At 68.5% G+C, this 13,849-nt stretch carries 14 protein-coding genes; 10 read left to right on the top strand and 4 right to left on the bottom strand.

Translation table 11 applies throughout. The annotated features are described in order from the left end of the window. The first annotated feature begins 228 nt into the window (after positions 1 to 228). The 3 genes from NM1_RS05145 (at position 229) to NM1_RS05135 (ending at position 3,035) form a co-directional block, all read left to right on the top strand. Positions 229 to 1,869, top strand: coding sequence for an acyl-CoA carboxylase subunit beta (locus NM1_RS05145; protein ID WP_068014453.1), 1,641 nt, complete (start codon positions 229 to 231; stop codon positions 1,867 to 1,869). 203 nt (positions 1,870 to 2,072) lie between these two features. Beyond that, entirely contained in the window at positions 2,073 to 2,396 is a 324-nt protein-coding gene (locus NM1_RS05140) for an acyl-CoA carboxylase subunit epsilon (RefSeq protein ID WP_084519173.1), read from the top strand. Next, positions 2,397 to 3,035, top strand: coding sequence for a Maf family protein (locus NM1_RS05135; RefSeq protein ID WP_068014451.1), 639 nt, complete (start codon positions 2,397 to 2,399; stop codon positions 3,033 to 3,035). Here NM1_RS05135 and NM1_RS05130 read toward each other — a convergent pair. Beyond that, a complete protein-coding gene (locus NM1_RS05130) occupies positions 2,967 to 3,764 on the bottom strand; it encodes a helix-turn-helix transcriptional regulator (protein WP_068014449.1) in 798 nt (265 codons plus the stop codon). The two genes, NM1_RS05135 and NM1_RS05130, sit on opposite strands and share 69 nt — an antisense overlap. 159 nt (positions 3,765 to 3,923) lie before the next feature. Here NM1_RS05130 and NM1_RS05125 point away from each other — a divergent pair, with 159 nt between their 5' ends. Next, a complete protein-coding gene (locus tag NM1_RS05125) occupies positions 3,924 to 4,811 on the top strand; it encodes a sulfurtransferase (RefSeq protein ID WP_068014447.1) in 888 nt (295 codons plus the stop codon). Between the two features lie 133 nt (positions 4,812 to 4,944). After that, positions 4,945 to 6,747, top strand: coding sequence for an acetyl-CoA carboxylase biotin carboxylase subunit (locus tag NM1_RS05120; RefSeq protein ID WP_068014446.1), 1,803 nt, complete (start codon positions 4,945 to 4,947; stop codon positions 6,745 to 6,747). A gap of 70 nt (positions 6,748 to 6,817) precedes the next feature. Here NM1_RS05120 and NM1_RS05115 read toward each other — a convergent pair whose 3' ends face one another. Next, the gene (locus NM1_RS05115; RefSeq protein ID WP_068014444.1) at positions 6,818 to 8,677 is read right to left on the bottom strand and encodes a serine/threonine-protein kinase; all 1,860 of its coding nucleotides are present in this window, start codon (positions 8,675 to 8,677) and stop codon (positions 6,818 to 6,820) included. Between the two features lie 147 nt (positions 8,678 to 8,824). Here NM1_RS05115 and NM1_RS44500 point away from each other — a divergent pair, with 147 nt between their 5' ends. The 4 genes from NM1_RS44500 to NM1_RS05095 all read left to right on the top strand — a co-directional run bounded on the left by NM1_RS44500 (position 8,825) and on the right by NM1_RS05095 (position 11,001). Beyond that, a complete protein-coding gene (locus NM1_RS44500) occupies positions 8,825 to 9,397 on the top strand; it encodes a DUF1707 SHOCT-like domain-containing protein (protein WP_068014443.1) in 573 nt (190 codons plus the stop codon). Next, entirely contained in the window at positions 9,397 to 9,744 is a 348-nt protein-coding gene (locus NM1_RS05105; protein ID WP_068014442.1) for a hypothetical protein, read from the top strand. The genes NM1_RS44500 and NM1_RS05105 overlap by 1 nt, the downstream gene beginning before the upstream one ends. A 185-nt stretch (positions 9,745 to 9,929) precedes the next feature. After that, positions 9,930 to 10,073: a hypothetical protein gene (locus NM1_RS05100; protein ID WP_157123841.1), complete on the top strand. Its 144-nt coding sequence runs from the start codon at positions 9,930 to 9,932 to the stop codon at positions 10,071 to 10,073. A gap of 142 nt (positions 10,074 to 10,215) precedes the next feature. Continuing rightward, positions 10,216 to 11,001, top strand: coding sequence for a biotin--[acetyl-CoA-carboxylase] ligase (locus NM1_RS05095; protein ID WP_246011071.1), 786 nt, complete (start codon positions 10,216 to 10,218; stop codon positions 10,999 to 11,001). A 179-nt stretch (positions 11,002 to 11,180) separates the two neighbouring features. Here NM1_RS05095 and NM1_RS05090 read toward each other — a convergent pair whose 3' ends face one another. Both NM1_RS05090 and NM1_RS05085 read right to left on the bottom strand, forming a co-directional pair. Further along, positions 11,181 to 11,804: a hypothetical protein gene (locus tag NM1_RS05090; RefSeq protein ID WP_147288935.1), complete on the bottom strand. Its 624-nt coding sequence runs from the start codon at positions 11,802 to 11,804 to the stop codon at positions 11,181 to 11,183. A 114-nt stretch (positions 11,805 to 11,918) separates the two neighbouring features. Then, positions 11,919 to 12,869, bottom strand: a complete 951-nt coding sequence (locus NM1_RS05085) for an acyl-ACP desaturase (protein WP_068014433.1) — start codon at positions 12,867 to 12,869, stop codon at positions 11,919 to 11,921. Between the two features lie 219 nt (positions 12,870 to 13,088). Between NM1_RS05085 and NM1_RS05080 the strand changes: the two genes are divergently transcribed. Beyond that, a complete protein-coding gene (locus NM1_RS05080; RefSeq protein WP_068014431.1) occupies positions 13,089 to 13,643 on the top strand; it encodes a PH domain-containing protein in 555 nt (184 codons plus the stop codon). The last annotated feature ends 206 nt before the right edge of the window (positions 13,644 to 13,849 follow it).

The following is a 13,849-nucleotide window of genomic DNA, read 5'->3' as shown; positions in this document are numbered from 1 at the left end:
GCGTGGTTCAGGGCGAGGGTGCGCTGCGGCGGGTCGCCCCAGCGCAATTGTGAACTTCCCCCGACCGCGCACCGGATTCCGAATTTCCAGTAGCGACGGAAGGGATTTTTGCCTACCCCGCACCGCGTTTCACCAGGGATTTTCTACTGGCAGGCAGCCAATAGCAGTACTCGCCAGTAGCCCCTACTGGAATTTCCCGCCGTCCTGGCACTGGTTACACTCCGGGGCATGACGAGTGTCCAGCAGCAGCCTTCGCCGGGTTCGGCGGGCGCCCCCGATATCCACACCACCGCTGGGAAGCTGGCTGATCTGCGCAATCGGCTGGAAGAGGCAAAGCACCCGATGGGTGAGGCCGCGGTCGACAAGGTCCACGCCAAGGGCAAGATGACCGCGCGCGAGCGCATCCTGGCGCTGCTGGACGAGGGCTCGTTCGTCGAGATGGATGCGCTGGCCCGGCACCGCAGCGTGAATTTCGGCCTGGAGAACAACCGCCCGCTGGGCGACGGCGTGGTCACCGGCTACGGCACCGTCGACGGGCGCGACGTGTGCATCTTCAGCCAGGACGTCACCGTCTTCGGCGGCAGCCTCGGCGAGGTGTACGGCGAGAAGATCGTCAAGGTGCAGGATCTGGCGCTCAAGACGGGCCGCCCGCTGATCGGCATCAACGAGGGCGCCGGCGCCCGCATCCAGGAGGGTGTGGTCTCGCTCGGCCTCTACGGCGAGATCTTCCACCGCAACATCCAGGCCTCCGGCGTGATCCCGCAGATCTCGCTGATCATGGGCCCGGCCGCGGGTGGCCACGTCTACTCCCCGGCGCTGACCGACTTCGTCGTCATGGTCGACCAGACCAGCCAGATGTTCATCACCGGCCCGGATGTCATCAAGACCGTCACCGGTGAGGAAGTCACCATGGAGGAGCTGGGCGGCGCCCACACCCACATGGTGAAATCCGGTGCGGCGCACTACGTTGCGTCCGGCGAGCAGGACGCGCTGGACTACGTCAAGGATCTGCTGAGCTACCTGCCCAGCAACAACCGCGCCGAGGCGCCGCGCTTCCCCGCCAGCGATCCGATCGAGGGCGCCATCGAGGATTCGTTGACGGAAGAAGACCTCGAGCTCGACACGCTGATCCCGGACTCGCCGAACCAGCCGTACGACATGCACGAGGTCATCCGCCGCCTGCTGGACGACGACGAGTTCCTCGAGGTGCAGGCCGAGCGCGCGATGAACGTGATCGTCGGCTTCGGCCGCGTCGACGGCCGCAGCGTCGGCATCGTGGCCAACCAGCCCACCCAGTTCGCGGGCTGCCTGGATATCGACGCCTCGGAGAAGGCCGCGCGGTTCGTGCGCACCTGCGACGCGTTCAACGTCCCGATCATCACGCTGGTCGACGTGCCGGGCTTCCTGCCGGGGACCGACCAGGAGTTCAACGGCATCATCCGCCGGGGCGCCAAGCTGCTCTACGCCTACGGCGAGGCCACAGTGGGCAAAATCACCATCATCACCCGCAAGGCCTACGGCGGCGCCTACGACGTGATGGGCTCCAAGCATATGGGCGCGGATGTGAACCTGGCGTGGCCGACCGCGCAGATCGCGGTCATGGGCGCCTCCGGGGCGGTCGGATTCGTCTACCGCAAGCAGCTCGCGCAGGCCGCCTCCGAGGGCGCCGACGTCGATGCCCTGCGGCTCGAGCTGCAGAACGAGTACGAGGACACCCTCGTGAACCCCTATGTGGCGGCCGAGCGCGGCTATGTCGACGCGGTCATCCCGCCCTCGCAGACGCGCGGCCAGATCGTCTCTGCGCTGCGGCTGCTGGAACGGAAGATGGTGACCTTGCCGCCGAAAAAGCACGGCAACATTCCGCTCTGATTCGGCGATAAGCGCGGTAGCGGAGGCACACTTCAGTTGTGAGAAAGAACAGCATCTCGCGCGTAATTGCCTCATCCGAGCAAAGATGGTAGGACAGGCCCTCGCCGACGAGGGCCGCAACGAATACCGTTCGCAGGGTTCCCCGGAACCCGCGAACGCCGGGCCTGCCGGGGCTCCGGCAATGAACAGGAGGAGCTGGCGCTGTGACGGCTGTAGCTGATGAAGAGGTATTGCGCGCCGCCGAGCTGGATCTGTCGGTCGACGACTTCGTCGCGATGGAGCCGGTGGTCACCGACACCGATACCGAATCGAACGCGGGACCCGTCATCCGGATCCTGAAGGGCTCGCCCACCGACGACGAGATCGCCGCCCTGGTGTGCGTGCTGGCGGCCGCCGCAGCGAACTCCGCCGCGGCCCCCGGCGAGACGGGCCCGGCAGACCAGTGGGGCAGGCCGACGCTCATGCACCGCGGGACGTCGCCGTTCTCGCCCTACGCCTTCCCCTACCTGTCGCACCTGCGCGACTAGATGGAGTTCGTACTCGGCTCCGCCTCGCCCGCGCGGCTGCAGGTGCTGCGGTCGGCCGGTCTGACCCCGCTGGTGCGGGTCTCGGACGTGGACGAGGATGCGGTGGCCGCCGCGCTGCCCCCCGGTACCGCTCCGGAAGCCGTGGTGACCGCGCTGGCCCGCGCCAAGGCGCAGAGCGTCGCCGCGGCCCTGATCGCGGAGTCCGCCGATGCCGTCGCGGATTGCGTGGTGGTGGGCTGCGATTCGATGCTGCTGGTGAACGGCGTGCTGCAGGGTAAGCCGCTGACCCCGGAGGTGGCCCGCGCGCGCTGGGCCGAAATGGCCGGGGGGAGCGCGGATCTGCTGACGGGTCATAGCGTGCTGCGGATCCGGGACAGCGCCGTGACGGCGGAGGCCGCCGACTGCAGCGGCACCACCGTGCATTTCGCCAAGCCCGAACCCGAGGAGCTGGACGCCTACCTCGCCTCCGGGGAGCCGCTGCAGGTGGCGGGCGCCTTCACCCTGGACGGCCGCGGCGGCTGGTTCGTCGACCGCATCGAGGGCGATCCGTCGAGCGTGATCGGGATCGGGCTACCGCTGCTGCGTCGACTGCTTGCCGGCGTGGGAGTCGGCGTTGCGCAGCTGTGGGTCGGCACGTAGCTGCGGGGCCACCCGCCCGCCCGCGGGAGCGGCTAAGCGCGGCTCGCCGTCCTGTCGCATATCGGGCAGCTCGGCCGGATCCGGCAGCAGCGTGTTCTCCAGCGCCTCCAGCCGGGCCACGCACATCTCGGGCTCCACGAACGGATGCAGCCGCACGTTGACCGAATCCCGGCCGCCGTTGCGGTCGAGAATCTCCCGCATCAGACCCAGGTGCACGCCGCACACCACCTCGGAGTGGGTGCGGGCCAGATCGCGCAGCGGGCAGGCGGTCAGCCGGATCATGACCTGCTCGTCGGTTTCCGTCGAGGGGTCCCGTTCGGGCGCGAAGCCGAGTTCGGACATCGTCGTCATGGTGACGTCCTTGGCATCCCCGAGCGAGGCGATCGGCTGATCGAGCGACTCCAGCTTGGCGCCCCAGGCGCGCCCGGCGGCAATGGCCGCATCCGAGCGGCGGCGCGGATCGCTGCCGAGCTGATCGGCCAGCACCTGGGCGAGATCCTGGTAGCCGACCGATCGCTGGACGGCGGTGTAGCCGATGCGCGGGCGGCCGCGGCCGCGCGGGGGCTGCTGGAATTGCCGCACGAGCGACTCGCGGGTCAGCACGTCCAGATGGAAACGGACGGTGGTGACGTGCTGCCCGGTGACTCTGGCGAGTTCCTGGGCATCGAGAGGCTCGCTGGCGCCACGTAGGATCGCGAGCAGGCGCCGTCGTGGCCAAGAATCAGACATAGCTCACCCCTCCTCCCGGGAGACTTTATCGGATGAGGCTGCGACTTATTCGCTCTTCACCCGATTCGTGATGTGAAACCGGTTGCTGTAACGCTTCGCACCTACGATCGGAGTGGAACTGCTGACCACCCGTCAACCACGCGTGAAGGACCAAACACCGTGCCCGTCGCCCCGGACCCTCATCCATCCTTCGGCTCCCACGCACACCCTCACCGACTAGTAACCACGGAGTGGCTGTCGGCAAACATCGGCGCGCCGGGACTCAGGATCGTGGAGTCCAACGAGGACGTACTGCTGTACGACATCGGGCACGTGCCCGGCGCCATCAAGATCGACTGGCGGGCTGAGCTTACCGACCCGAGTGCGCGGGATGTCATCGACGGTGCCCGTTTCGCCGAATTGATGCGAGCAAAGGGTATCGAGCGCGAGGACACCGTGGTGATCTACGGGGACAAGGCCAACGGCACGGCCGCCGCCACGCTGTGGGTATTCGAGCTTTTCGGGCATCCCGACGTGCGGCTTCTCGACGGCGGGCGGGACGCGTGGATCTCCGAGGAGCGCGACACGACCTTCGAGGTGCCCGATGTGGGGCTGGGCGAGTATCCGGTGGTCGATCGCGACGACAAGCGGGCGCGGGTGTTTCTGGACGAGGTGCGGACGCGGCTGGGGCAGTCGCTGATCGACGTGCGCGTGGCCGAGGAGTACACGGGCGAGCGCGATCGCATCACCGACCGCCCGGAGGAGCAGGCGCTGCGCGCGGGACACATTCCCACGGCGGTGAACATCCCCTGGACCGCGGCGGTCGCGGGCGACAGCCGGTTCCGGTCCCGGGCGGAGTTGGATCGCATCTACGCGCCCGCGCTCGACGCGACCGAGACGGTCGCCTACTGCCGGATCGGGGAGCATTCGGCACATACGTGGTTCGTGCTGACCTATCTGCTGGGCCGGGAGAACGTGCGCAATTACGACGGTTCCTGGACCGAATGGAGTAACGCCGTGCGGACTCCGATCGTTAAAGGAGACGAGCCGGGAGTCCACCCCCGTTGACGGTGTAAGAACCATCGTTTCGGCACCGTGACGGGCCTCCTACTGTCCAGTAGCCCCTAGCCCGGTTCGGCGTCTGTTGGCACACTGCCTACACTCGCTCCAGACGAAAGTTGTCCATAGCACAGGAGGCTCAGTGCCCAGCCATGCCAACGCGCAGATCACCAAGGTTCTGATTGCCAATCGGGGCGAGATCGCGGTGCGTGTGATCCGGGCCGCCAAGGATGCCGGTATCGCCAGTGTCGCGGTGTATGCGGAACCGGATGCGGAAGCGCCGTTCGTCAAGATTGCCGACGAGGCGTTCGCACTCGGTGGTCAGACGTCGGCGGAGTCGTACCTGGTGTTCGACAAGATTCTCGATGCCGCGAGCAAGTCCGGCGCCGACGCCATTCACCCGGGCTACGGGTTCCTGTCGGAGAACGCCGATTTCGCGCAGGCCGTGATCGACGCCGGGCTGATCTGGATCGGGCCGTCGCCGCAGTCGATCCGGGACCTCGGTGACAAGGTCACCGCGCGGCATATCGCCGAGCGCGCCCAGGCGCCGATGGCGGCCGGGACCAAGGATCCGGTCAAGGACGCGACCGAGGTCGTGGAATTCGCGAAGAAGTACGGCGTGCCGGTGGCGATCAAGGCCGCCTTCGGTGGCGGCGGTCGCGGCATGAAGGTCGCGCACACCGTCGAGGAGATTCCCGAGCTGTTCGAGTCCGCGACGCGGGAGGCCACCGCGGCCTTCGGGCGTGGCGAGTGCTTCGTGGAGCAGTACCTGGACAAGGCCCGCCACGTCGAGGCGCAGGTGCTGGCCGATCAGCACGGCAACGTGATCGTGGCCGGTACCCGCGACTGCTCGCTGCAGCGGCGGTTCCAGAAGCTGGTCGAGGAGGCGCCCGCGCCGTTCCTGTCCGACGAGGTCCGCGGCAAGATCCACGAGTCGGCCAAGCGGATCTGCAAGGAGGCCGGGTACTACGGTGCCGGCACCGTGGAGTACCTGGTGCAGGGCGAGACCGTGTCGTTCCTCGAGGTCAACACGCGTCTGCAGGTGGAGCACCCGGTCACCGAGGAGACCTCGGGACTGGATCTGGTGCGCTGGCAGTTCCGCATCGCCGAGGGCCACGAGCTCACGATCACCGAGGACCCGACGCCGCGCGGGCATGCGATCGAGTTCCGCATCAACGGCGAGGACGCGGGCCGCAACTTCCTGCCCGCCCCGGGGCCGGTGACGGTGTACAAGGAGCCGTCGGGTCCGGGTGTGCGGATGGATTCCGGTGTGGTGCAGGGCAGTGTGATCGGTGGACAGTTCGACTCCATGCTGGCCAAGCTGATCGTGACCGGCGAGAACCGCACGCAGGCGCTGGAGCGCGCCGCTCGGGCGCTGGCGGAGTACGAGGTCGAGGGACTGGCGACGGTGATCCCGTTCCATCGCCACATCGTGCAGAATCCGGCGTTCGTCGGTGACGGCACCAAGTTCGACGTCTACACCAAGTGGATCGAGAACGACTGGGACAACCCGATCGAGCCCTACACCGGCGCACAGCCGATCGAGGAGGACGACGAGGCCGCGCGGCAGACGGTGGTCGTCGAGGTCGGCGGACGCCGGCTCGAGGTATCGCTGCCCGGACAGTTCACCGTCGGTGCGGGCGCGGCCGGGGCCGCGGGCAACGGCGCGGGTGTCATCCGCAAGAAGCCCAAGCCGCGCAAGCGGGGCGGCGCCGGTGGGTCGGCGGCATCCGGCGATTCGGTCACCGCGCCGATGCAGGGCACCGTGGTGAAGGTCGCCGTCGAGGAGGGCCAGTCCGTCGAGGCCGGTGACCTGATCGTGGTGCTCGAGGCCATGAAGATGGAGAACCCCGTCAACGCGCACAAGGCCGGTGTCGTCACCGGCCTGTCGATAGAGGCCGGCGCCGCCATCACCCAGGGCACCGTGCTCGCCGAAATCAAGTAGGCCGCAAGGCTTTCCGCAAAGCCCGCCCGCTCACCTCCGAGCGGGCGGGCTTTTGCCGTCCCAGCCCTTGCTACTGGGGGGTGTTGGAGCCCGGGGGTGGGAAGCCCGGGATTTCGAAGGTCGGGAACGGGATTTGGAAGGTTTGGGTGGGGAAGGGGATCTGGAAGGTCTGGGTGGGGAAGGGGGCCGTCCAGCCCGGTGGCGGCCAGTTGTTTCCGGTTTGCTGCTGCGGGCTGGGGGTTGTCTGCGGGCGGGTGTTCGGCGCGTTGTTCGTGGTGGCGGTGACGGTGCTGCGCTGATTCGGCTGGCTCCCACCGCCTTCGGTCAGGAACGCGGTGCACGCGGCGATGGCCGCCAATCCGACGACACCCACACCGACCAGAATCGTGGCCGTCTTGACGATCGAGCGTCGCCGGGGCGGTGGCTGCTGCCGCACCGGCGGTCCGGCGGTGGCCCGGCCACCGAGTTGCGTGGCGACCAGCGTCGGCCGAGGCGGTTGTGCCGGTGCCGCGCCCGGGAGGATGCGGGTGGGGTGCGGTGGTGTATTCGACTGTGCGGCACCGGTTTCCGGGAGAAATCTAGTGGGATGCGGTGGGTGACCGGGTGTATTCGGCTGTGAGGCAGCGGTGTCCGGGACGGCTCGTGTAGTCCGAGGTGACTGTGCGGCAGCGCTGTCCGGGAACGCGCGGGTGGACGGGGGTGGTTGTGTGGATTGGACTGCTTGTCCGGCAGCGTTTTCCGGCAGTGTGCGGGTGGGGCGCGGATGGGCGCCTGCTTGCGCCACATCGTCCGGGAGGGTGCGGGTGGGTGGTGGCTGTGCGGGTGTGTCCGGTTGTGCGGCAGTGGCGCCAGGAAGTGCGCGGGTTGACTGTTCAGGCGGGTTTGCCTGTGCCGCAGCGCTTTCCGGGAGGGCGCGGGTGGGTCGCGGGGGTGCTGGTGGATAGGCCTGCAAGCCGGGGTGCTCGAGGGGAGCGTCGGGTTGCGGGGGTGTGGCGGCGAGCTCCGGAGCGGCGGCTCCGGCCGATGCGGCCGGGGGCCAAGGGGTGCTGCCGGGGAGCTTGCGGGTCTGCTCGTTTTCCCCGGCGGGCGGCTCCAGGACGGGTGGGGTTCTCGGGACCGGGTGCGGCATGCCGACGGCGGCGCGGGCCGCGGCGGCCAGGTCGCCCGCGTGGGCGTAGCGGTCGGCGGGCTCCTTGGCCATCCCGCGGGCGATGACCGCATCCAGCGCCACGGGGATCGCGGGGTTGCCCGCGGACGGGCGTGGTGGCTCCTCGCGCAGGTGCGCGTGCAGTTGCTGGGCCGGGTCGGTATCGCCGAACGGCCGCTGCGCGGTGAGACATTCGAAGAGCACGCAGGCCAGCGAATAGATATCCGAGCGGGCGTCGGCATGGCCGGTGAACCGTTCGGGAGCCATGTACGCCAGCGTCCCCACCGTGAAACCCGTTGCGGTGATGGTGGTCTGGTTCGGGGCGCGCGCGATGCCGAAGTCGATGAGATAGGCGAAGCCGCTCGCGTGCACGATGATGTTGGCGGGCTTCACATCTCGATGGATCAGCCCGGCCGCGTGCGCGGCGTCGAGGGCGGTGGCGATCTGGGAGACGATGTCGACGGCCTCGGGCACCCCGATGGCACCGGCCCGCAGCCGCGCGGACAGGTCGATGCCCGGGACGTACGCCATGTCCAGGTACAGCCGCCCGTCCTGCTCGCCGAAACCGTGGATCGGCACGATGTGCGGATTGTCCAGGCCCGCGCCGACGCGCGCCTCCCGCTCGAACCGCCGCCGGTAGTTCGGGTCCTCGGCCGCGGAGATCGTGAGGATCTTCAGCGCCACCGAGCGCTCGGCGGCCGTATCGCGGGCCAGCCACACCTCGCCCACCGCGCCCCGCCCGATCTGCCGCTCGAGCCGGTACTTGCCGAACTTCCGTGCCACTCTCAAAGCCTCCGTGCGGGTATGCGGTGCGGGAAGCCTGAGGAGCCGAGGCCGCGCTGCCGGAACATGGCTCGACCCTAAACCGGCGTCGACCGGCGCGACCAGTGTGGGCTGCGAGACAGCGGCGCCGGGCGCTAATCTCGTGTCATGGCTGACTCTCCCGACATCCGCATCGGCACCGCGGAGCGCGAAGAGGCCATGCGGCGACTGTCGGATCACTTCGCGGCCGGGCGGCTGTCGGTGGCCGAATTCGACGAGCGCAGCGGCACGGTGGCGGCGGCGGTGACCCGCGGCGATCTGGTGCAGGTATTCGCCGATCTGCCGGAGCCCGTCCCGGAGCAGCCCGCGCCGGTCCCGGAGCAGCCCGCGCCGGTCCCGGAGCCGTCCGGGCGCGGCAGGAGGCCCGAATTCCGCGGCCCTGTGATGGGCTTGGTCGTGATCCTGGCGCTGGTGCTGTTCTTCACGACGCACACCTGGCTGTGGTTCCTGTTGATCCCGGCCGTGGGCGCCTTCATCGGTGCGCGGCGGCGGCACGATCATGACCAGCACCGCCGCGAGATCGAGCAGCATCGCCGCGAGATCGATCAGCACCATCAGGAGCTCGGTCGGCACTTCGAGATGGAGCAGCATCGCCGCGAGCTGAAGTTCCAGCGCCGCGAACTGAAGCAGCAGGCGCGCGAACTCCGGCACGAGCGGCGCAACCGGCGGCGGGGCCACTGATGGAGCCGATCGAGATCAATGCGGGCGGCTGGTATCTGCGCGCGCTGCGCGCCGACGACCGCATCGACGACCGTCCCGCCCTCGCCGACGGCGGCATCACCGATCCGGACTATGTGGTGCGCCGCGCCCGCGAGTGGGACGAGCAGACCCGCTACTCCTGGGCGGTGTGCGAACCGACGACGGCGGAGATGGTCGCCGAGATCGTGGTCACACCGAATGCCGATGGCACCGCGGATATTTCGGGCTGGTCCCGCGAGAGCTACGACGCGGCACTGGAATCCGGACAGCACGCCGTGCGCCGCTTCGTGGCCGGAGCGCTCGGACTGCAGCCGGTGGGCGGCGAATAGCCCTGCGCCACAGCGCATCACGCGCTTCTTCGAGTGCGGGACCGGCGATTCACGGTGTCCTCACAGGAAAATCACTATCGCCGCCTGTGCGGCCGGCGCTACCGTGGAGGTCCGGTGATCGAGCGCAGGGGAGGCGCGTCATGTGGGAATGGAGTAGAACCGTCGCTGAAAGAGCCGCCGCGGCCGTGTGGACCAGGCCGGCTCACGAGCCGAAGCCGACCGTGGTCGACCCGGAGTACTGGCGGGAGACCACCGATCGCGACGGCGATCGACTGGAGGAGGACGCCATGTCCCTTCCGGCACACATCGGGTATTGCCTCGTCGGGTGAATGACGAGGCGAGCGGCGTCGCGTCCGTCGGATGCGGCGCCGCTTCGGCGGTCGCGGAGGTCGCCGCGTTCCGCCCGCTCCCGGCACGGTCCTCGGCGCCGATCGACCGCAGTAGTAGCCTTCGGGTGTGCAGAGGCCACCCTTGGATGCAGAACTTCTGCGGCGCAGTGTCGCGGAACTTCCGGACCTGTCCTTCTTCTCCGGGATCGACGTCGTGGAGTCGACCGGCTCCACCAATGCCGACCTGATCGAGCGGGCGGGCGACCCGGACTCCGACGGGCGGGTGCTCGTCGCCGAGGCCCAGGAGCAGGGCCGCGGGCGGCACGAACGCGCGTGGTCGAGCCCGCCGCGCGCGCAGATCTCGATGTCGCTGCTGGTGCGGCTGCGCGGCATCGACCCCGCGGTGCTGGGCTGGCTGCCGCTGCTGACCGGCGTGGCGGTGGTGGACGCGGTCCGCGCGACCACGGGCTCGAGCGCAAACCTGAAGTGGCCCAACGATGTACTCATCGACGGCCGCAAGGTGGCGGGCATCCTGGCCGAGGTCGCCTCGGGCGCGGGCGCACCGGCCGTGGTCGTCGGGGTGGGCCTGAACGTCAGCCTGGCCGAGGACGAACTGCCTGTCCCGCACGCGATCTCGCTGACCCTCGCCGGTGCCGCGGACGTCGACCGCACCGCGCTGGTCCTGTCGCTGCTGCGCGAATTCGCCCGGCATTTCACCGAATGGCGCACGGCCAATTGGGATATCACCGGCCTTGCCGGGGAGTACCGCAAGCGCTGCGCCACCCTCGGCACCGAGGTCCGCGCGGAACTACCCGGCGGCGAGGTGCTCACCGGGGTCGCCACCGACGTGGACGACCACGGCCGCCTGCTGATCGGCAACCGGGCGGTCGCAGCCGGGGACGTCACCCACCTACGACCCCAACCCTGAATCCCGGCCAAGAGCGTGCCGGGATATCGAGGTGCGGGCCGCTGTCGGGATATCGAGGTGCGGGCCGCTGCCGGGATATCGAGGTGCGGGCCGCTGCCGGGGATGACCTTGGTTGGCCGTATCCGGATGGCCTTGGTTGGCCGTATCCGGGGTGACCATGGTTGGCCGTGGGCCGACGCCTAGAGCGGTATTGCGTCGATCAAGAGGCTGACCAGGCCGAAGAGTGACAGGCCGCCGGTACCGAACGCCGCCGCGGCGGCGTAGCCGATGAGGAGGTCCTCGGCCGTGGGCTCCGGAGGGTCGAAGGCGAGGGTCTTGCCGAGTGCCGATACCTTGCCGGGAGTTGCCCACAGTACGTCCACGGTCCCGTCGGCACGCGCGGTCAGTTCGGCCATCTCCTTATCGGTCGCATAGAGCTTTCCCTGTTGGAAGACACTGGTTTCCAGATTCCTGGCGCGCAGGCTCAGGTACCGGCCCTCGGTTTCGACGACGATGCGATACGAGCGCTTCATCACCCATCCCCGGCCCAGGGTCAGCGCGAGGGGGCGCTCGTTCACCCGGGCCGTCAGGTGCTTCGTTCGCCGGGTTCCGATCGGGACGCGTTTGCGCGTGCGGGGGCCGGTGCGCTCGATGGTGACGACCGGGGAGCCGTCGGATTCGAGTCGTGCCGACACTCTGTCGTCGGTGCGCTCGATGATGACGTTGCCGTAGACCGCGGTGTCGACGATCACCTGTTCCGCCGGTGCCACGCTGGTTCTTTCCGGGTCGCCGGTCACCGGAATGCCCCTGAGGAGTTCACGCATACAAAGGTGCAGAATCTCGCAATCTTTGTAAACAAGCCATCGGGGCGGCCCGCGGAGGCTGCGCACCGCCGGGCGAGGGCGGGTGCGCTACTCGTGTCTGCGGCGATGCGTCGTCTAAACCGAGGCCATCTCGCGGGCGCGTTCGCGGGCCAGGAGCTTGTCGCGCTGTTCCTCGAACTTCAGCACGTCCTGGCTCAGCTTCTCCAGATGGGCGCCCAGACGCTCGCGTGCCTGCTCGCCTCGGGGGCCGAAGTCGTTGCGCTCGAAGATGTTCCAGTTCTTCAGGACCGGCTGGACGACCTCCTCCAGGTGCTGACGCAGGTCGTAGATGCCGTGCTTGGCCATCATGACGCCGTTGCGGCGGAAGTTGGGCATGCCGTAGCCGGGCATGGTGAAGTTGACGAGCACCTTGGCGATGGCCTCGATCGCCTGGTCCGGCACCAGGTCGATACCGGCGCCGCACAGGGTCCGGTAGAAGATCATGTGCAGGTTCTCGTCGGCGGCGACGCGCTGCAGCATGCGGTCGGCGATGGGGTCGTCGCAGACCTTGCCGGTGTTGCGGTGCGAGACGCGGGTGGCCAACTCCTGGAACGTCACGTAGGCGACGTTCTCCAGGAAGCCGCCCCAATCGTCGGGGGAGTGGGCGCCGTTGGTCATGTGGATCATCCGGGCCTCTTCGAGGGCGACCGGGTCGACACCGCGGGTGACCACCAGGTAGTCGCGCATGACGATGCCGTGGCGGTTCTCCTCGGCGGTCCAGCGTCCGACCCAGGTGCCCCAGGCGCCGTCCTGGGAGAAGTTCTCGGCGATCTCGCGGTGGTAGGAGGGCAGGTTGTCCTCGGTCAGCAGGTTGGTGACCATCGCGATCTTCGCGACCTCGCTCAGCGTGGACTGCGACGGGTCCCAGTCGACGCCGCCCATGGCGGCGAAGTTGCGACCCTGGTCCCACGGCACGTAGTCGTGCGGATGCCAGTCCTTGGCCATCGACAGGTGCCGGTTGAGGTTCTGCTCGGCCACCGGCTCGAGCTCGGTCAGGATTTCCAGCTGAGTCAGTTCCTTGGTCACGCACGCCTCCGCTATCGCAAATCAACGTGGAAGATCTCGGTCGGACTTCGGTGAAGCGGGAAGTACTTCGGTGATGCGGGAAGAGCAGTCGAGATTCGCGTTCGCCGCGCAGAGCCGGACACACAGCCCATGACCTCCGGCTCCGGCAGCTGCACATTGTGCAGCACAAGGGCGTTCGCTGTCAGGCATTCTGGCATCTTCACGCGGTAGGGTTCGCGTATGGGTTATCCGGAGGAGCTGCTCGCGCCGGACGAGCGGTTGCTGCTGCACCGCCATCCGCATTGGAAGATGCTTTTCTGGCCGGCGATCATCTTCATCCTGGCGACCGCGCTCGCCGGATTCGCCGGGGGATTCGCATGGCGCAATACGGAGGGGACAACGCGCAGTGTTGCGCTCATCGCCGTCGTCGCGGTCTGGGTGGCGCTGGTGCTGTGGCGTACCGCGGCTCCCGTACTACGGTGGCAGTCAACGCATTTCATCGTGACCGACCGCCGCGTGCTGGTGCGCGAGGGCGTGCTCACGCACACCGGCATCGACATCCCGCTCAACCGCATCGCCAATATCCAGTTCCGGCACGGCCTGACCGATCGGATGCTGGGCACCGGCACCCTGATCATCGACGCCGCCTCCGGCGACCCCCTGGAGTACGACGACATCCCGCAGGTTCAGCAGGTCCACGCCATGCTCTACCACGAGGTCTTCGACAATCCGCACAGCCCGCCCTACGACCCGCGCCGTGCCCAGGGCCACTACGACACGCCCGGCCACCGGTGATCACCGGCCCGGTCTCACCAACCACAACACCCGCTCACCCGCCTAGGGCAATGCGACGCAGGAGCGAGCCGAGCAGAAGCCGCCCCATGCAGCGCGTCTCCGTACATTGCCAACCCCACCCCGTTGCCAACCCCGGCCGCGAAGCGAGAGCCAAGCAACTACACCTGGGAGGTTTTCGGCGCGTTTCGAGTTTCGAGGGTCGCTGC

The sequence above is a fragment of the Nocardia mexicana NBRC 108244 genome, from assembly GCF_001613165.1.
GTDB classification, from domain to species: Bacteria; Actinomycetota; Actinomycetes; order Mycobacteriales; family Mycobacteriaceae; genus Nocardia; species Nocardia mexicana.
This window is presented reverse-complemented; position numbering and strand designations above follow the sequence as displayed.

Bases quoted from the DNA above. Each gene is read 5' to 3' on its own strand.
- NM1_RS05145 (WP_068014453.1), top strand. From the start codon at position 229: ATGACGAGTGTCCAGCAGCAGCCTTCGCCGGGTTCGGCGGGCGCCCCC.
- NM1_RS05135 (WP_068014451.1), top strand. From the start codon at position 2,397: ATGGAGTTCGTACTCGGCTCCGCCTCGCCCGCGCGGCTGCAGGTGCTG.
- NM1_RS05130 (WP_068014449.1), bottom strand. From the start codon at position 3,764: ATGTCTGATTCTTGGCCACGACGGCGCCTGCTCGCGATCCTACGTGGC.
- NM1_RS44500 (WP_068014443.1), top strand. From the start codon at position 8,825: ATGGCTGACTCTCCCGACATCCGCATCGGCACCGCGGAGCGCGAAGAG.
- NM1_RS05105 (WP_068014442.1), top strand. From the start codon at position 9,397: ATGGAGCCGATCGAGATCAATGCGGGCGGCTGGTATCTGCGCGCGCTG.
- NM1_RS05090 (WP_147288935.1), bottom strand. From the start codon at position 11,804: ATGCGTGAACTCCTCAGGGGCATTCCGGTGACCGGCGACCCGGAAAGA.
- NM1_RS05080 (WP_068014431.1), top strand. From the start codon at position 13,089: ATGGGTTATCCGGAGGAGCTGCTCGCGCCGGACGAGCGGTTGCTGCTG.